At 62.7% G+C, this 17,175-nt stretch carries 17 protein-coding genes and 1 pseudogene; 8 read left to right on the top strand and 10 right to left on the bottom strand.

Features of this window, described 5'->3' with window-relative positions:
* Positions 1 to 154: 154 nt before the first annotated feature.
* Positions 155 to 442, bottom strand: a complete 288-nt coding sequence (locus tag M9955_19600) for a helix-turn-helix domain-containing protein (protein ID MCO5083848.1) — start codon at positions 440 to 442, stop codon at positions 155 to 157.
* A gap of 191 nt (positions 443 to 633) precedes the next feature.
* On the opposite strand from M9955_19600, the gene M9955_19595 reads away from it, so the two are divergent.
* The 4 genes from M9955_19595 to M9955_19580 all read left to right on the top strand — a co-directional run bounded on the left by M9955_19595 (position 634) and on the right by M9955_19580 (position 3,968).
* Positions 634 to 972 (top strand): hypothetical protein, encoded by a 339-nt coding sequence (locus M9955_19595; GenBank protein MCO5083847.1) that lies wholly within the window; start codon positions 634 to 636, stop codon positions 970 to 972.
* Positions 973 to 1,052: 80 nt separating this feature from the next.
* Positions 1,053 to 2,522 (top strand): AAA family ATPase, encoded by a 1,470-nt coding sequence (locus tag M9955_19590; GenBank protein ID MCO5083846.1) that lies wholly within the window; start codon positions 1,053 to 1,055, stop codon positions 2,520 to 2,522.
* Positions 2,523 to 2,604: 82 nt separating this feature from the next.
* A complete protein-coding gene (locus M9955_19585; protein ID MCO5083845.1) occupies positions 2,605 to 3,207 on the top strand; it encodes a hypothetical protein in 603 nt (200 codons plus the stop codon).
* Positions 3,204 to 3,968, top strand: coding sequence for a metallophosphoesterase (locus tag M9955_19580; GenBank protein ID MCO5083844.1), 765 nt, complete (start codon positions 3,204 to 3,206; stop codon positions 3,966 to 3,968). Before M9955_19585 ends, M9955_19580 begins: the two co-directional genes overlap by 4 nt.
* Before the next feature lie 11 nt (positions 3,969 to 3,979).
* Here the strand turns inward: M9955_19580 and M9955_19575 are convergent, their stop codons facing one another.
* Both M9955_19575 and M9955_19570 read right to left on the bottom strand, forming a co-directional pair.
* Positions 3,980 to 4,567, bottom strand: coding sequence for an ASCH domain-containing protein (locus M9955_19575; protein MCO5083843.1), 588 nt, complete (start codon positions 4,565 to 4,567; stop codon positions 3,980 to 3,982).
* A 194-nt stretch (positions 4,568 to 4,761) separates the two neighbouring features.
* The gene (locus M9955_19570; protein ID MCO5083842.1) at positions 4,762 to 6,240 is read right to left on the bottom strand and encodes an ATP-binding protein; all 1,479 of its coding nucleotides are present in this window, start codon (positions 6,238 to 6,240) and stop codon (positions 4,762 to 4,764) included.
* 374 nt (positions 6,241 to 6,614) lie between these two features.
* Here M9955_19570 and M9955_19565 point away from each other — a divergent pair, with 374 nt between their 5' ends.
* Together M9955_19565 and M9955_19560 are read left to right on the top strand one after the other, a co-directional pair.
* Positions 6,615 to 7,193, top strand: a complete 579-nt coding sequence (locus tag M9955_19565; GenBank protein MCO5083841.1) for an alkylhydroperoxidase — start codon at positions 6,615 to 6,617, stop codon at positions 7,191 to 7,193.
* Positions 7,194 to 7,318: 125 nt separating this feature from the next.
* Positions 7,319 to 7,543, top strand: a pseudogene (locus M9955_19560) (response regulator).
* A 25-nt stretch (positions 7,544 to 7,568) separates the two neighbouring features.
* Here the strand turns inward: M9955_19560 and M9955_19555 are convergent.
* The 5 genes from M9955_19555 to M9955_19535 all read right to left on the bottom strand — a co-directional run bounded on the left by M9955_19555 (position 7,569) and on the right by M9955_19535 (position 11,391).
* A complete protein-coding gene (locus M9955_19555; protein ID MCO5083840.1) occupies positions 7,569 to 7,817 on the bottom strand; it encodes a hypothetical protein in 249 nt (82 codons plus the stop codon).
* On the bottom strand, positions 7,814 to 8,422 hold the full coding sequence (locus tag M9955_19550) for a cysteine hydrolase (protein MCO5083839.1): 609 nt from the start codon (positions 8,420 to 8,422) through the stop codon (positions 7,814 to 7,816). Before M9955_19550 ends, M9955_19555 begins: the two co-directional genes overlap by 4 nt.
* A gap of 5 nt (positions 8,423 to 8,427) precedes the next feature.
* Positions 8,428 to 10,536 (bottom strand): catalase, encoded by a 2,109-nt coding sequence (locus M9955_19545; protein MCO5083838.1) that lies wholly within the window; start codon positions 10,534 to 10,536, stop codon positions 8,428 to 8,430.
* A gap of 46 nt (positions 10,537 to 10,582) precedes the next feature.
* On the bottom strand, positions 10,583 to 10,822 hold the full coding sequence (locus M9955_19540) for a hypothetical protein (GenBank protein MCO5083837.1): 240 nt from the start codon (positions 10,820 to 10,822) through the stop codon (positions 10,583 to 10,585).
* Between the two features lie 62 nt (positions 10,823 to 10,884).
* Positions 10,885 to 11,391, bottom strand: coding sequence for a ferritin-like domain-containing protein (locus M9955_19535; protein ID MCO5083836.1), 507 nt, complete (start codon positions 11,389 to 11,391; stop codon positions 10,885 to 10,887).
* Positions 11,392 to 11,625: 234 nt separating this feature from the next.
* Here M9955_19535 and M9955_19530 point away from each other — a divergent pair, with 234 nt between their 5' ends.
* Positions 11,626 to 12,132, top strand: coding sequence for a sensor histidine kinase (locus M9955_19530; protein MCO5083835.1), 507 nt, complete (start codon positions 11,626 to 11,628; stop codon positions 12,130 to 12,132).
* A 377-nt stretch (positions 12,133 to 12,509) separates the two neighbouring features.
* Here the strand turns inward: M9955_19530 and M9955_19525 are convergent, their stop codons facing one another.
* Positions 12,510 to 15,758, bottom strand: a complete 3,249-nt coding sequence (locus tag M9955_19525) for an error-prone DNA polymerase (GenBank protein ID MCO5083834.1) — start codon at positions 15,756 to 15,758, stop codon at positions 12,510 to 12,512.
* A 179-nt stretch (positions 15,759 to 15,937) separates the two neighbouring features.
* On the opposite strand from M9955_19525, the gene M9955_19520 reads away from it, so the two are divergent.
* Positions 15,938 to 16,294 carry a DUF1801 domain-containing protein gene (locus M9955_19520; protein MCO5083833.1) on the top strand — a complete coding sequence of 119 codons (357 nt, stop codon included), beginning with the start codon at positions 15,938 to 15,940 and terminating at the stop codon, positions 16,292 to 16,294.
* Between the two features lie 282 nt (positions 16,295 to 16,576).
* On the opposite strand, the gene M9955_19515 is transcribed toward M9955_19520, so the two are convergent.
* Positions 16,577 to 16,885 (bottom strand): DUF982 domain-containing protein, encoded by a 309-nt coding sequence (locus M9955_19515; GenBank protein MCO5083832.1) that lies wholly within the window; start codon positions 16,883 to 16,885, stop codon positions 16,577 to 16,579.
* Positions 16,886 to 17,175: the final 290 nt, after the last annotated feature.

Raw genomic sequence — 17,175 nt, 5'->3', positions numbered from 1 at the left:
GGCACCTCGCTGATCGGTGCGTGAACACGCTGATGCAGACGCCTGGCCGCCGAAGGCGGCTTTGAGAGGTGGACCGTTGTCGCGCCTCCCACCAGGGATTTTCGAAAACTAGTACTCGGGTGGTGATGCGGCGATCGCCGCACCGGACCGGAGGTCAGGATCGGTGCTTTCGTCCGGGCTCATGGCGACGAACAGCTGGGGGCCCGACAGACGCGGCAGGAATGCGAAGCCCTGGGCCACACTCATCGTTTGGCGGGATGAACTGCACCCCCCGTGCTTCAAGGGCTGCCTGCACCCGCGCGATTGATTCCTCTGACACGCTCTGAGGCTTCTCGATCCGGACGAGCGTGCGTTCACTGACCCCTGCCTCTCGGGCCAGATCGTCGTGGGTTATGTCCAGCGCGACACGGGCGGCGCGCAGCAACTGGTAGGGAGCCTTCATGGTTCCCTTCTAACCAGCGCCGCTCATCGACTCCAGTCCTGCAATCAGCCCAAGAATCGGCGACTACCGGCAGAAATATCGCCGTGGGCGTCTGGACGCCCTCAGCAGCGACGCCTTATGCCTGCGGCAGTTGAGGACGCGAATCAAGGATTCGCGCCGGCGGATGGCACCGCAAGGCGGAGGGTACACCGATGGTGAAGTTCTACCCCGACGAACGAGAACAGGGCGAATGCTTCGAGTTAGAGTTTCGGCGGCTGTCCGCGCTGATGGCGGACATGTCCGCTCTTCGTGGCGGTGCCTCCCCTGAGGACCTCACAGATGGGGAACCTCCGTTTCTCGACGGGTGGGTTATGGCGCAACGGCCGATTCCCTGTCTCGTCGGGCTGTCTTCCGGGCATCCGCGTCTCTTCGGAACCGGAAGGCCGATCGCCACCTCGGACCTGTGGCTCATGTCGGCCGACAACTCGTGGGCCCGCACGCTGTCGCGGTGGTACCGACTGGGTCGTCCGGCCGGACACACTCATTCGTGACGGGCGCGGCCATGGACGATACGACGCGCGCCTATCAGGCCTTCAAGCGTCGCGAGGTCGCGGTCCGGTGTGGAGCGCGGTTGCCGACCGAGGAAGAACTCCTGCGCGGTATGCCCTTCTTCCGCGACGATTTTCGGGAGGACATGCGCGAGTATGGCGATCGGCTCGCTCGACGGCTGCGGAAGCGACAGCGACACGACCTTCAGCCTGTCGTCGCCTGCCTGGAGGAACTCACGGTCGAGCAGAGCCTCGACGGCGTTCAAGCCTTTGCGGCGTCCCTGGATCGCATCAAGGACAAGTCCGGGATCCCTGTCAGGGCTGCGCAGCTTCGGTGCCTCATGTACCAGGCGGGTTTCGGATCAGTCGATGCGGCGGCCGCCATTGCCGGCGAGATGGCCGTGCTGGCGATGAAGGATGCGGACACTGGCTACAAGCCACAGATGCTGTGGCGCGCATTGGCCTGGTCGGCATTCGCACATGACATGGCGGAGCAGCAACGAAATGGCCGATACCGCAGCTATTCGAAGGGACTGGAGTTCCAGTACGACCTCCAGACCTACGCATATCTCTTCAAGAACGCGATCCGGCGAGCGAAGCCGGAAGAGGAAAAGAAGCCGCCTGCTTCGAAACAAGCGCCCTCAGGCACTGAGCGTGAGCAACCGTCGCGGCCCGGCGACGTGGCGTCCGATGGCACGATCATCGTGCTGCGGGAAGTCGGCAATGCATCGGCCTCCCATGGTCGCGACGTTGCCAAGGAGTTCGAGAAGATCGCCGGTCGGCCGCTGCCTGTCCCGGCGCTCCCGGATCTCGCTGGTGTCCGGGCAATCCTTGCCGCAGAATTCCCCTACGCCACATCTCTCGTCGACCAGCTTCTGGCGGGCCTTGCTGGGCGCAGCCATCTGCGCGTGCGCCCAACGATCTTCCTTGGGCCGCCCGGCTGCGGGAAGTCCCGCTTTGCACGAAGGCTCGCAGAAGAGCTCGGCGCACCCTGCGAGCTGATCCCCTGCGGGGGCATGAGCGACAGCGCGCTCGGCGGTGCGGCTCGGCGTTGGTCAACCGGAGAACCCAGCCTTCCCATGCTTGTCGTGCGGCGACACGAGTGCGCCGGCCCGGTCATTATCCTCGATGAGATCGAGAAGGTCGGGACGGGACGCAACAACGGCAACCCACATGACGTGTTGCTGGGGCTGCTCGAGCAGGAGACGGCGAGCCGGTGGCATGATCCCTACATTCAGGCGAGCTGCGACCTGTCGCACCTGACCTGGCTGATGACGGCCAACGACGTGTCAACAATTTCCCCGATCCTGCGGGATCGTTGCCGGGTCCTTCGCTTCCCCGAACCTGGAACGGAGCATCTGCCGCACCTCGCCATTCGCATCATGCAGCGTCTCTACGTCGAACGGGGCCAAGATTCGCGCTGGGTGACCGCGCTGGAAGGATTCGAACTCAACGCAGCGGCCTCGGCCTGGGGCGGAGGCTCCGTCCGGAAGCTAGAACGCATCGTCGAGCAGCTTGTCGAGGCGAGAGAGCGCGAGAGGCCCCTGCAATGATGGTCGAAGGGACAGCCGCAGTGCTCGCGCCTCGGCTGCTCGATTCCTTCTGTCCGCAGTCACACCAAGGAAAGGAAACCGCATGACCGCCCGTCCGAAACACCAGGGCCACAGGCCGGAACGCAGCGAGTCCCTGATCAAACGGCTTGCGATCCATGAAGCAAGCCACGCGGTGACCCGTCTCTGCCTCGCTTTGGACACTGTCACCGAGATCACCATCGAGGCGCCGCATGGCGGGTACGTCAACGCCCGCACCGACGTGTATCCCGAGAACACGAGCGAGGTACTCTCGGCCCACCTCTGCCTGATGCTCACTGGTCGGGCGGGCGAAGAGGTGTTCCTGAAGAGCGTCGGCGCCAACAACAATGGCGAGTCGGTCGGAAGCGACATCGAGGTCGCCACCAAGCTTGCCTACGACATGGAAACGTCGATGGGTGTTGGCCAGAAGATGCCACTGCTCTTCCGCCGCTGCAAGGATTGGGCACATCACCTCGCCACGAACGCTGAACTCGCAGCCGATGTGAACAAGCGGCTGGAGGGCGCGTACGAGGAGGCACTGGGACTCGTCAGGAAGCAGGCCGCTGCCATCGACTACGTCTACGGCGAGTTGCTCCGGCACGGCACCTTGAAAGGACCCCGACTGGAAACGGTGCTGGGGGAAGCCAGAAAGCTGATCAAGCCGTGAAGATCTGGGTTCTCTCTGACCTGCACCTCGAAGTGGCCGAGCTGACCGAGCCGCTCGAGCCGCCGGACGCGGATGTCTGCGTAATGGCCGGGGACCTTTGCCGGGGTATCGACAATGGGGTGCGCTGGTTGGCCGAGAACATAGCGCCCGCCATGCCCTGCATCTACGTGGCTGGAAACCACGAGTTCTACAAAGGGTCGATCAAGGAAGGAATCGAGGCTGGCCGCGCCGCTGCTAGGGAGACAGCGGGCGTCCACTTCCTGGAGAACGACGCCGTCACCCTCGGCGGCGTGCGATTCCTTGGGGCGACCTTATGGACCGACTTCCGGATCGACGGCGCCCCGGAAACTGCCATGGACCACGCCCGCCGGAGGATGAATGACTATCGGCAGATTGCCTGGCAGAAGAAACCTTGGCAACGGTTCCTGCCCTTCCACTCCTATAGACTACACCAGGACTCGAGGGCATTTCTCGCCGGGGAACTGGCATCGAGTGCCTCACAGACGGTCGTGGTGACGCATCACCTGCCGCATCCGCGGTCGGTTCCGGAGCGCTTCAACGGGGACCCGACCAACGCCGCGTACGCGTCGGACCTATCCGACATCATCGAGCACGGCGCACCGGCGCTGTGGATCCACGGCCATACGCACGACAGCTGCGACTATGTCCTAGGGCCAAGTAGGATCACTGCTAATCCTAGGGGATACTCGAACGAGAACGGCGCATTTAACCGCAGGTTGGTCGTTCAGATCAGGCTGTAGGCGGGGCTGTCTCAAGGCCTGCTACGATCGTCTGGATAGCGCCCCCAATCCGGCAGTTCGAACGGCCCTGTGCGATTTCCTGAAAGCCGACAATGCCTATGGGCAACCGAGCGCCTGCCCGTTACTTCGGCATGTTCGAAGCAAATCCGGTTCGCTACCTTTCGCAACCGGGATGGAGAATATCGGACAACCGAGCCAAGGCGCCACGGCAGCGATGTCTTAATGCTCTCAGGCTGGCCGCGGCCAACGCGGGTGAAGCGTTCGCACACCAGCAGCGTGTCGAGCGGATCCTCCACCAACTGATCGGAGTAGTACGCCAGCATACGGTCACGCCAGGTCGCGAGAGTGCCATCCCACTCGCCGTAGTCCAAGGCAAACGCCTCATCCACGTCCCGGAAAGGCTGTGTCTTCACCGACGCCGTCCGGACGATGCAGACAGGATCGCCGCGACCATCTAGGACAAGGCTCAGATCACCCGGGCGCGGAGGACGCTGGCCGGGGCCATCGAAGTCCGAAGGCAAGCCGGAGGTCGTTTTCTTCAGACCCGACAGGATCAACTGGGCACCAATATCCGCCGACGGCGTGTCACCGCCGATCATGATCGTGTGTAGAGGCGCGGCGCCGGGTGCCCCGTCGCTATCTCATTGGCAACGTAGTGTTCCCAGAACGCGCGAGCGAGGAAGGAGCAGTGTCGGTTTACATGTCGACGTCTCCCAAATTGCTAGCACATCCGTGACCACGCGGATGTTGTCCGTAGCGGACAGAGGCAAGTGCTGACTTGCCGTGCACTGGGTCAGCAGACCGGGAACGTCACCACGAACTTGGTCCCGTCGCGTGTATCGATGTCCAGCGTTCCGTCCAGCTGTGCGACGAACCCGTCGATCAGCCGGCTTCCCATTCCTCTCCTCTCAGCAGTTGAATACCCGGGGCCATCATCTTCGATCACAAGCCGCGCTCTCCTGTCCTCGACGGACAATCTCACGCCGAGACGTCCACTCGTCCTATCGGCGAACGCATGCTTGAAGGCGTTGGTCACTACCTCGTTGACGAGCAGGCCCAGCGGCATCGCGTGGTCAGGCCCGATCGACAAAGGCTCTATTTGCGTCTCGATCATGACGTGGCCGCGAAACCCTTCCGCGACCTCCCTGACCAACCGTTCCAGATACGGAGCTACGTCGACTTGTTCGAACTGGTCGGCACCATAGATCTGCTCGTGTACGGCAACCATCGCCGCAATCCGGCGGACCATGTCCTCCTTGCGCTCATGGGGGAGCGGCTGCAGGCGAACAAGGGATGAGACGGCCTGGAGGTTGTTCTTTACGCGATGATGGATCTCGCGCATCAGGAAGTTGTTTCGTTCCAGCGCGTGTTCCAGCGCGACGCGTTTTCCTACGTCCGCCCGAAGCAGGCGCAGGATCCAGAACATTCCGCCAATGAGCAGCCCCATCAGGGGGACGCCGATCAGCATACCGTCCCGCAGGCTGCGCCAGAAGAAGCCCAGTGCTTCGCCGCGCTCGATACCCACCAAGGCTACTAGCGGCCAAAGTTCGACCTTGCGATAACCCACGATCCGCGACAGGCCATCAGCTATGGAGGCGGTGTTGTGGTAGAAACCGCTCGGGCTGGCTGGCAGGTACTGGGTAAAGAGTGGCGTGTCGCCGAGATCGATAGTTTCGGGCAGTTGGGGATGGCGAGCGACCAGCCAACCGTCTGAGCGGATGACGGAGACGGTCGAGCGAGGTCCCAGTTCCAGCAAGAGCCAGAACTCGTCCATAGCTCGCGTCGGGATAGCAATGCTGGCGGCGCCGTGGAACGTGCCGCCTCGATTGATCCTGCGAGCGACGACGAAAACCTGTTCCCCGCTCAGGCGCTCCTTCAGCTGCGGTGAGATGACGACCTGCTGCCCGTCGCGCAGCTTCCGGAAATATTCCCGGTCGGAGACTTGGATTCCCACGGCTTCAGGCACACTGGAGTACCGGAGGCGGCCGGTCTCGTCGTAGACCGAATACTGGAAACCTTCGGGCAGATTTCCGACCGCCTTGCGGATGTCAGCGATTGCCTCATCCGCGCTGCTGACCGGCGTGTCACCGAGGGCGGCATCTATCCGCTGGAGTGCTTGGTCACTCGCCTCCATCATCCATTCGATATGCGCCGAAACCACCTGAGCCGATGACATCGCTCGTGCCTCGGCAGCCCGCATAGCGTTCCCGTAGTTCTGCCAGATCAACAGCGCGGCTAGGCCCGCCAACACGGCTAGAATCAGAGCCGCCAACCCGACAGTTGCAGAGGGCGTTGAGATGCGCGCCTGACGCGCTAGCTGTTGTTTACTGGTCACGTTGCGGGACGGCGCTCAGAACCTCGATCGGCGACACGTTAAGGTCGGATGCCTGAAGAGTCTTTCAAAAACCGACGCGGCTAGTCACCGCTAGGAAGCTTCCGCCAGGTTGGGCTCAGGCCGGCCCGTGGGCAGCCCTGATTCTGATCCTGGGCGTTCCTATCGCAATCGACAGCTTTCGGCACATCGTCCCGACACGCGAACTCTCATCGGGTGCCGTGGCAATCGATCTCGCTATGGCTCGTTGCACTTCCTACGGTCCCTCTTCCGAGCAAGAATGCAGAAAGGACCAAGCAACCGAGGAGGTGGAAATGTTTGTTCGAACGATAGAACCGTCGGAAGCCGAAGGCGAAATCGCGTCCATCTATGACGACGAGATGGCTTCGATGGGACGCGTGATGGAGGCTACCCGGTGTTGGACAGCCAGGCCTGACATGCTGGCGCCGGTGGAGCACCTATTGCACCAGATCAGAGACGGGTTTTCTCTGGGGCTGGTCAATTTCCGCCTGATCACCTTGGTGGCGGCCAAACATGTGCCTTCCAGCTATTGCTCCCACGTCTACTTCAAAGCGCTGTCCGGCATGATCGGAAGGGAACAGGCGCTGGCCGTGCATCGCGACTATCGCAACGCCGGGCTAACCGAACAGCAAGTGGCCATGCTGGCCTATGCCGAGCAGATCACGGTCGACGCCTCCCGGATCGACCAGGACATGATCGATTCCCTCCGCTCCGTCGGACTGACCGACCTCAATATCGCCGACATCGCCTTGGCCGCTTCATTCCGGAACTTCCTGAGCCGATACTTCGATGCGGTTGGAGCCCGGGCCGAGTCCGAGTTTCTGGATGACGACTCCAGCGTGCGGAAGGAGCTGTCCGTCGGCGGTCTCTGATAGGCTGAGTTGACGAGCGACGAATCCTATCGAGCGGCCCCGCCGGGGTGGAGAACCGACCTGCGGGTTCTGGGCGTGAGCCTGTAGGAACGGATGATCCGGCCGCGATCCGGACTGGGCCTACGCCCGATCTCCTGTTCACCGACGTGGTCATGCCGGACATGTCAGGGAGGGAACCGGTCAAGAAGGCGAAGGTGCTGAAGCCGAACCTGAAGATTCTGTACACGACAGGCTGCACGCGCAACGCCGTCGTTCACAACGGCACGCTCGACCACAGTACCGAACTCCTGTCCAAGCCCTATACGATCGAGGAACTGGCGGCGAAAGTGAGGACAATTTTGGATCGATAGCCCGGACAGCCGCGCTCCGGACCTGTCAGCGGGTCAACGGGCCCGCGGAATCCTTCGTAGGGTATTTTCTCATGCCCTTGAACTTTGGCATCCCGCCCAGGGGCGCGACCAGCAGTATGGCAGGCGATAGCTCGCGCTTGATGGCGTGGTACAGCCGGGAGCGAGTCAGCTCGCTTCGGACTAAATACAACCCGGGCTCAAGTTCCACCCCGCCGAACAGGGGTGACTGTTCGGGAACGGGGTCGCGCACATAGACGAGATAGAGATCGGTCATCGCCAGTTCGCCAAGATTTCCTCGGTCGTCGCGATCTCGACTTGCTGGCTGAAGCGCGACGTGTAGAGCTTCATCGCCGCATCGTGCGTTTCGTCCGCGGAGCCGCAGATCGCATCGGCGGCAACGACGGTCCGGAAACCTCGGTCGATCGCGCCGAGCACCGTCGCCAGGACGCAGACGTCGGTCTCTCCGCCGGTGACCACCAGCGTGTCGACCTCACCACTCCCGAGAAGCTGCTCGAAATGTCCTTCGGTCCACGGCGAATACACGCGTTTGTCGACGATGCGTGCCGGAGGCGCGAGACGCGCAAGGGACGGCACGAGCCGAAGTGTGGCCGGGTCGATGTGCTCCAGGGTCAAGGATTCCCACTTGCGCCAGTAGCGCTTCCACATGCCCGGCGCGCTGCCGGCATCGCGCGCGGGAATGAAGCGGGTGAACACCGTTCGGTCTGCATGCCGGCCAGCCAATTCCTCGATCGCTGGAAGCATCCGCTCCATCCAGGGATTGGCCCATGGTGACCCCGGCAGGAAGACGGCCTGCATGTCGACGCAGACATGCAGGCATTTTGCCCCTAGCGGCCCGTGGGCCAGTTCCTGGCTCGACATGGCCCCTACAGCTTCACCTTCTGTTCGCGAGCCCAGAGGCGGAGCTTCCGGCAGCTCTCGATGAAGGCAGTGATATCGTCTGCCGAAGTCAGCGGCATGACCCCTTCGTCCGGCTCGACGCCGGCCTTGTCGAGCAGTGGCTGCGCGGCCTCGACATGGGCGATGAACTTGCAGTGGGCAAAGGCATCGGCGACGAAGTCGCGTGCTGCTGCTTCCTTGACCAGCTGTTCTGCTCCTTCCGGACTGACGATGAGCGCGACGGCGTCGTAGAGCACCGAGGGGCCGCCGTCGATCATCTGCTTTCCTTCGATGATGGTGCCGTCGGCGGCTTCCACCCCGGCGACCTTCGGTGCGACGATCTCCATCATCGCCCCCTCTTTCTTCAGCGCGGCATCCAGCTTTTTCACCAGGGATCCATCACAGCCATCCGAGACCAGCACGCCGACCTTGCGGCCCTCGAAGCTCTCGGGTCCGTTCTTGACGATAGACAGCGCGTCGGAGGCGGGGAGGTCGTCACGTGGCTCGACAGCGGCATCGGCCTTTTTTGGCAGCTTCTTCATACCCAGCTTTTCGGCGACCGTCTCGCCCAGGCCCTCGTCGATGTTGAGGAGATGCGAGACCACACGCTCGCGGATGACGGGCGTCTCAACCTTCGACAGCTCGAAGGTCAGAGCCATGGCGATGTGCTTCTGCTCGGTCACTGTCTGGCTGACGAAGAACTGCCGCGCCTGACTGTAATGATCGGCGAAGCTCTCGGCGCGCAGGCGCACTTTCTGTCCTTCCTCCGCATCCGCGAAAGAGCGGAAGCCTTTCTGCGGATTCTCGCGCGGTCCCATGCCCCACGAATTCGGCTGATAGTTCGCCCGGCCGACCGGGTTGCGCATCGCCATGTGCCCGTCCTGCTGGAAGTGTTGCATTGGGCATTTCGGCGCGTTGATCGGGATGTGGGTGAAGTTAGGCCCGCCCAGCCGCTTCAGCTGCGTGTCGAGATAGGAGAAGTTGCGGCCCTGCAGCAGGGGGTCGTTGGAGAAGTCGACGCCGGGCGGCACGTTCTGCGTCATGAACGCGACCTGCTCGGTCTCGGCGAAGAAATTGTCCGGCATCCGGTCGAGCACCAGCCGGCCGACGGGCATCGGCTCGATGATCTCCTCCGGGATAATCTTGGTCGGGTCGAGGATGTCGAAGTCGAAGGAGTCGGCGAACTCCTGGTCGAACAGTTGCACGCACAGCTCCCATTCCGGGAAGTCGCCGGCCTGGATCGAATCCCACAGGTCGCGGCGATGGAAGTCCGGATCGGCGCCGTTGATCTTGACCGCCTCGTTCCATACGACCGACTGCAGGCCGAGTTTCGGCTTCCAAATGAACTTGACGAAGGTCGACTCGTCCTTGGCGTTCAGGAAGCGGAATGTGTGGACGCCGAACCCTTCCATGAATCGGAAGGAGCGCGGGATGGCCCGGTCCGACATGACCCACATGATCATGTGCATGGACTCAGGCGTCAGCGAAATGAAGTCCCAGAAGTTGTCGTGCGCCGACTGGGCCTGCGGGAAGGCGCGATCCGGCTCCTCCTTCACAGCGTGCACGAGGTCGGGAAACTTGATCGCGTCCTGGATGAAGAAGACCGGGATGTTGTTGCCGACGATGTCCCAGTTGCCCTCCTGCGTGTAGAGCTTGACCGCGAAGCCGCGCACGTCGCGCGCGAGATCGAAGGAGCCCTTGGCGCCAGCGACGGTCGAGAAACGCACGAAGGCGGGCGTCTTCTCGCCGGCGCGCTGGAAGATGTCGGCGCGGGTGTATTTGGCGAGTGATTCATAGGTCTCGAAATAGCCGTGCGCGCCGTAGCCGCGCGCATGCACCACGCGCTCCGGAATGCGCTCGTGGTCGAAGTGGAAGATCTTTTCGCGGAAATGAAAATCCTCGATCAGCGTCGGGCCGCGCTCGCCGATCTTCAGCGTGTTCTGGTCGTCGGCGACGGGACCGCCCTGAGCGGTGGTCATCACCTCCGCATCGCCCTCGGCAATCTGGTGCAGTTCGCCGCCATTGCCGCGGACGAGTTTCTGGTCATGGATGCTGGCTGCCTTGCCGATGGATGTCTTGGCTGGGGTGCGGGCCATGGGGGTTTCCTCGTGGGTCACTCGGACGAACATCGTCCAACAAATGTCAGCCAGGCGGACGCCTGAACCGTGGGTGTCGTTGCCGCTCGCTGTTGCGCGGGTCGTCTTCGGATAACTTCTGCTGCGGAAATCCCCCGGCGATGTCCGGAATGTAAGGATTGAATCGGCGCAGCGGCACGATGCGGGTGTCGGCGGACTGAGCCTCACGCGCAGAGAGAAGCCGCTGGAGTTCGGGTGTAAGTCCGTCGCCGGAACGGGCGATCCTGTGAAGTGCCAGCAGATGCATGGGATGCCTCCGAGGCCTCAAGCAAAACGACCCGGGAGGTGATCTCCCGGGTCGTTCGTGCTTCAGGCGGCTTTACGTGCCTTTGCCCTGTCGTTGGCCGAAGAGTCGGCGAGTTTCGTCAGGTCGCTGTCGGTCTTTGCCTCTTCCTGGAGCGTGGCGTCGAGCAGCTTGGCCGCGTCGGCCATGCCGAGTTCGGTCGCCCAGCGCTTCAGGGTGCCGTAGCGGGTGATCTCGTAATGCTCCACGGCCTGGGCGGCCGAGATCAGGCCGGCATCGAGAGCCGCCGTGTCCTTGAACTCGTCCATGATCTCCTCGCCTTCTGCGATGATGCCCTCGATGGCGTCACAGGTCTTGCCCTGTGCGCGCTTGCCGATAATTTCGAATACTTGCTGAAGCCGCTCAACGTGACCTTCGGTCTCGTCCTTGTGCTTCTCGAATGCGGCCTTCAGCTCGTCGGATTGAGCGGCGCGCTTCATCTTGGGCAGCGCTTTCAGGATTTTTCGCTCGGCGTAGTAGATGTCCTTCAGCGTGTCATGGAAGAGATCTTCCAACGTCTTTTCCTTGGCCATTTTCATGTCCTTCGTGATTTTGTAGCATGGGGGCGGATGTTCACGTGCGCGTGAACACTTGCCTTAAACGAAGGACAAGAGGGGCTGTTCCGTCCCTCACTCAAAATAGAATGCTGTGTCGGAACATATGTCCCGACCGAGTGCTATGCCGAAATGAAATCGGAGCTCAGGAAAATCGCCGGCTCAGAAACGGCGAGCCCTTCAGGCCAAATCGCCACGGACGTTCGACATCGCGTGAGATACAGCCCTGTCGTCGATGCCGATGGTCACATCCAAGGCTTCATGGACACGGTTGTCGAGACGACCGAGACCGTCCTTGCCCAGCGACGGTCAGACGTTCTCAATGCGGAGCTTTCCCACCGCATACGGAACATCCTCACTCTCGTCAGTTCGATCGCTTCCCAGACAGTGCGAGCGTCAGAAGACCGCCAGGATATCGAAAGGACGCTGATCCGACGCCTTCAGGCTCTCGCCGACGTCCAGAACGTCCTCCGCGCTGGTGTCACGACCGAAGCCGACATCCACAGCATCGTATCCACGGCGCTCGCGCCGCATGCCATCGAGGAAGGCCGGGTCATCGCCGAAGGTCCCAATCTCAAGCTGCCGGAGGAAAAGGCCTTGGCCCTGTCGCTGGCGCTCAACGAACTGGTGACCAACGCGATCAAGTACGGCTCTCTCTCGAACGGACAAGGACAGGTCGCGATCTCATGGCAGGCGCTGAAAACCATGGCCTTCAATTGACATGGCGGGAGAGGGGTGGACCCGTGGTCACACCCCCACTGAAATCTGGTTTCGGTTCCCGCCTCATCCAGCGTCACGTCGCGTCCGCCTTCGGAGCCAAGGCTCACATCACCTTCGACCCGGAGGGCGTGGTGTACGAGATCTTGCCGGACGAGAGGTGACCATCAGGCGGATATGGCTCTGCCAGTGGAACTAAATGCCTGCTTTCCCGAGTTGAATCCCTAGACCGGACCGTCAGCTTTCGGCCCCTGAACGGAAGGGCTAGGCGGCCAACTCATACACCTCATGCCTCCGGCGATGCGGGCCGCGGGACCAGCTCACATGGCCCGCGAGACTAGCCGCGCACCGGGCGTTGGCAAGCAAGCGCCGTCCTCGGACTAGCGGAAGTTCTTCGCCTGAACCCGAAGCTGATCGATGTGTAGGTCAGGAATGTAGATATCCCTCGGCTTGGCGGCCCCGCGAGGATCGGGCGTAGGACTCCCGTGATGGAATTCGTCGCCGCGGCCGTGCGGGAGGGGGAACTGTGCGTCACGCCTTCCAATCCCCGCCAGCGTCTCCGACATGTCCGTCAGGTCGTGGGCGACCAGATGCACGACCTCGCCCTCGCGCTGAATACGGCCCCGAACCGCGAACATCGTCGATCCTAGGACCACCCGGCGGAACTTCTCGAATATCTTCGGCCACACCACGAGGTTCGCAATCCCAGTCTCGTCCTCGATTGTGATAAACATGACACCCTTGGCGCTGCCCGGCCGCTGTCGGACAAGCACGAGTCCTGCAGCCTCCAGCCAGCGGCCATCCCGCGCACGCATCGCCTCGGCGCAGGTCACGACGCGGCGCCGTCCAAGGTCTGCCCTCAGGAAGGATACGGGGTGCTGGCGCAGAGACAGCCCGGTGTGGCCGTAGTCGGAGACGACCTCGCTGCCATCGGTCATCCGGCGTAGCATCGTAGCAGGCTCTACCTGTTCCGGAACGGTCTCCTGCTCGCGCGCGGACGCGGCGGCGAACAGTGGCAGAGGCTCGTCCCGCAATCCCTTGATGGCCCATAGCGCCTCGCGCCGCGACATGCCGAAAGAGTGCCGGAAGGCGTCCGCCTCCGCGAGCCGCTCCAGGACGTGGGACGGGACACCAGCGCGCCGCCACATGTCGTCGATGGAGGCGAAGGACTCGTCGCCGCGGACGGCAGCGATGCGGGCGGCATGGCCGTTGGCGAGTCCCTTAACCATGCGCATGCCGAGCCGGACGGCGAAGCGGCCATCGTCCATCTCCTCGAGGGTGCAGTCCCAGTGGGAGGCGTTCACGCAAACCGGGCGGACCACGGCGCCGTGCTCGATCGCATCGCGGACGATCTGGGCTGGGGCGTAGAAGCCCATGGGCTGGGAGTTGAGGAGGGCAGCGCAGAAGACGTCTGGATGCCAGCATTTGAGCCAGGCCGACGCATAGGCGATCAGCGCGAAGGAGGCGGCGTGGCTCTCAGGAAAGCCGTAACTGCCGAATCCTTCCAGCTGCGAAAAGGTCCTCTCTGCGAAGTCGCGATCGTAGCCGCGCTCGACCATGCCCTCGATCAGTTTTCCCTTGAACCGGCTGACACCGCCCGTGAACTTGAAGGTAGCCATCGACTTGCGCAGCATGTCGGCCTCACCCGCTGTGAAGCCCGCACACTCGATGGCGACGCGCATGGCCTGTTCCTGGAAGAGCGGCACACCGAGCGTCTTGCCCAGCACCTTCTCCAATTCCGGCTTCGGGAAGACCACCGGTTCACGGCCTTCGCGGCGTCTTAGGTAGGGATGGACCATATCGCCCTGGATTGGCCCCGGCCGGACGATCGCCACCTGCACGACGAGGTCGTAATAGGTGCGCGGCTTCAGCCGGGGCAGCATCGACATCTGCGCCCGGGATTCGATCTGGAAGGTGCCGAGCGTGTCTGCCTTGCGGATCATCGAATACGTGCGCGGATCCTCGGCCGGAATGGACGCCAGGTCGTAGGCGATGCCCTTGTGCTCGGCGAGCAGGTCGAGCCCCTTCTTCATGCAGGTCAGCATGCCGAGAGCGAGCACGTCCACCTTCATGAACTTCAGTGCGTCGATGTCGTCCTTGTCCCACTCGATGACCTGGCGGTCGGCCATGGCGGCCGGCTCGATCGGCACGAGATCATCGAGGCGGTCATGCGTCAGCACGAATCCGCCCGGGTGCTGCGAGAGATGCCGTGGAGCGCCCATGAGTTGCCGTGCGAGGTCGAGCGCGAGCCGCAGCCTGCGGTCGCCGAGGTTCAGGTTCATGTCCTTGACCTGAGCTTCCGTGACGCCTTCCTCGGACCAGCCCCAGACCTGCGAGGACAGCGCCTTGATCAGGTCCTCGGTCAGCCCGAGTGCCTTGCCGACATCGCGCAACGCGCCCTTGGTGCGGTAGCGGATGACGGTCGAGCAGAGCGCCGCGTGGCTGCGCCCGTAGGTCTCGAAGATCCACTGCATGACGATCTCGCGCCGCTCGTGCTCGAAGTCGACATCGATGTCGGGCGGCTCGCGCCGTTCCTCGGAGACGAAACGCTCGAACAGGAGGTCGTTGCGGCCGGGATCGATCGAGGTGATGCCGAGCACGTAGCAGACGGCGGAGTTCGCCGCCGAGCCGCGGCCCTGGCAGAGGATGTCCTGCGAGCGCGCGAAGCGCACAATGGAGTTCACGGTCAGGAAGTATGGGGCGTATTCGAGTTTCTCGATCAGGCACAGTTCGTGCTCCAGCGTCGCGCGCACGCTGTCCGGCACACCCTCAGGGTAACGTTGCTCGGCGCCCTCCCAAGTCAGCCGCACCAGCATCTCCTGCGGGGAGATGGTCGGGTCGTCGCGCTCCTCCGGATACTGATACTTCAACTCGTCGAGGGAGAAGCGGCAGCGGTCGGCGATCTCGACCGTGCGCGCGAGCGCCTCAGGATAGCGGGAGAACAGCCGCCGCATCTCCTCGGCCGGCTTGAGATAGCGATCGGCGTGCCGCTCGCGCCGGTGGCCAAGCTGGTCGATGGTGACGTTGTGCCGGATGCAGGTCACAACATCCTGCAGCATTCGACGGCCAGGCTCGTGGAACAGCACGTCGTTCGTCACCACCGTCGGCACGCCGACCGCCTGCGCCATCTGCGACAGCTTGTAGAGCCGGAACTGATCGTTCGGGCGGCGGCGCAGCGTCAGCGCGAGGTAGGCGCTTCCCGGGAAGGCGTCGCGCAGGCGGCGAAGGTGCAGCGCCGTAAGATCATCCGCCTCGTCAGGCACGAGAACGGCGACGAGTCCTTCCGCGTAGGCCGCCACATCGTCCCAGTGGAGGACGCACCTGGCCTTGCCCCCACGCTTCTTGCCCAATGAGAGCATCCGGCAGAGACGGGAATAGGCGGCGCGATCTGTCGGATAGACCAGGATCGACATGCCATCGGAGAGATCGAGCCGGCAACCAACGACGAGTCGAATCCCAGTCGCCTTCGCGGCCTCATGCGCGCGCACGATGCCCGCCAAGGAATTCCGGTCGACGAGTCCCAGTGCTTCGACCCCGCAGGCAAGCGCCTGGGCGAACAGCTCCTCGGCCGACGAGGCTCCGCGGAGGAAGCTGAAATGTGAAGTGACCTGAAGCTCGGCGTAACGCAACGCAGTGCACCCTGGCAAACAGGAGGATGTTCTTAATTTGTTCCTTGCGCGGTGTCGACCCCCCGGGACTAGCCATGGTCGGAAGGGGGTGGGAAGCGGAACGCCTGGTCCGAGGGCATCTCTGCCAAATCAGACACTGCTCGGCTTGTGAAATCCCGTCTCTTCGCGGATGATCAGGCATGGCCGAGTTTCTTGACCACGATGCCTACATCGCCGCTGCCCCTGAAGCTCTCCGATCACAACTTGCGCACGTTCGCAGGGAGCTGAAGCGTGCTCTTCCGGACGCTGAAGAAGTCATTCAGTACGGGATGCCTGGTTTCAGTTTCGGGGGAAGGATCATCGCGGGCTACGGTGCGTTCAGCAAACAGTGCGGTCTTTACGTTCCGAAAGGTGCTATTGCCGGTCATCGCGACAAGATAGCTGCGGCAGGCCTCAACGCATCGAAGACTGGTGTCACGTTCTCACCAGCGAAACCTATCCCCGATGAACTGATATCCGACCTGGCCACGGCGTCGCGGCGAGAGCTTGCCGTGTAGCTCTCCTAGAACCGGCGTCTTAGGGGTGGGAAACGGACTGGCAGGTTTCGGGCTACTATGCTGCGAAAGCTGCCTTTCAACGGGCTCAGCATCAAGGCGCGCCCTAAGCGGACGATCAATTTGACGCTGCCCCTCCCGCAAACGGACATCGTCCCGCTTTCTCCCGGAGGCCGGCCGAGCTGTCGGCACCGCCTCCTCAGAAGGTATTAAGTGACGCGTGTTCGGACTTACAGGCATTGCCGTGCGGCATGCGTAGCGAGCCTATTCTCCGGGAGTTGTCTGCTAAAACATGCCGCTGTTGGCCGACAGGATTGGTCGGACACCATTTGATAGCGGGAGCGAGGCGGCATCGGGGACAAGAATGTCATGTCGGCGCGCGAAGGCGACGAATGTCGCCCGCACGGTCTCGGCATCGATCCCGCCGGCGATGCCGGCCTTGCAGGCGTTGAGCGCGACGGCATGCGCGCCGTTCCGGCTGGCGGCGGGCAAGTCCTGAAGAAGCGCATAGGCTTCCATCACGGTCTCAATGCGAACGGGCAAACCCATTCCGACCAGGAGTATCACGGGTTCTTCAAAGCGGATGTGAGGCATGGCTTGACCCTTTCAAGTCAGGCTGACGTGATGCGAGCGGTGGCGCGGAGATGGGATTCGGAGCGAACGGACGTCTCGGACGCTGCTGTGCATCACGCGAGGTGGATTATCTGGAAGGATCCTGCGGAAGGATAATCTGCGCATCGCGTGCGAGCGCGGGCTTCTTGCTGGAAAAGGCCGGGTCGAAGTTCGGCGCAGGTACGGACCGGAGATCTGCAACCAGACGATCAGCAGGCTCTGCATGGTTGGCAGAAGCGCGCCGATCGTCGGTGACGCAAGGGTTCCGATGC

It is taken from the genome of Rhizobiaceae bacterium, from assembly GCA_023953845.1.
GTDB lineage: Bacteria > Pseudomonadota > Alphaproteobacteria > Rhizobiales > Rhizobiaceae > Arvimicrobium.
The sequence above is the reverse complement of the archived record's forward strand: the minus strand, read 5'-3'. Positions and strand labels throughout refer to the sequence as shown.

Coding starts and splice junctions, on each gene's coding strand:
- M9955_19600 (MCO5083848.1), bottom strand. CDS start 442: ATGAAGGCTCCCTACCAGTTGCTGCGCGCCGCCCGTGTCGCGCTGGAC.
- M9955_19595 (MCO5083847.1), top strand. CDS start 634: ATGGTGAAGTTCTACCCCGACGAACGAGAACAGGGCGAATGCTTCGAG.
- M9955_19585 (MCO5083845.1), top strand. CDS start 2,605: ATGACCGCCCGTCCGAAACACCAGGGCCACAGGCCGGAACGCAGCGAG.
- M9955_19575 (MCO5083843.1), bottom strand. CDS start 4,567: ATGATCGGCGGTGACACGCCGTCGGCGGATATTGGTGCCCAGTTGATC.
- M9955_19565 (MCO5083841.1), top strand. CDS start 6,615: ATGTTTGTTCGAACGATAGAACCGTCGGAAGCCGAAGGCGAAATCGCG.
- M9955_19555 (MCO5083840.1), bottom strand. CDS start 7,817: ATGACCGATCTCTATCTCGTCTATGTGCGCGACCCCGTTCCCGAACAG.
- M9955_19550 (MCO5083839.1), bottom strand. CDS start 8,422: ATGTCGAGCCAGGAACTGGCCCACGGGCCGCTAGGGGCAAAATGCCTG.
- M9955_19545 (MCO5083838.1), bottom strand. CDS start 10,536: ATGGCCCGCACCCCAGCCAAGACATCCATCGGCAAGGCAGCCAGCATC.
- M9955_19540 (MCO5083837.1), bottom strand. CDS start 10,822: ATGCATCTGCTGGCACTTCACAGGATCGCCCGTTCCGGCGACGGACTT.
- M9955_19535 (MCO5083836.1), bottom strand. CDS start 11,391: ATGGCCAAGGAAAAGACGTTGGAAGATCTCTTCCATGACACGCTGAAG.
- M9955_19520 (MCO5083833.1), top strand. CDS start 15,938: ATGGCCGAGTTTCTTGACCACGATGCCTACATCGCCGCTGCCCCTGAA.
- M9955_19515 (MCO5083832.1), bottom strand. CDS start 16,885: ATGCCTCACATCCGCTTTGAAGAACCCGTGATACTCCTGGTCGGAATG.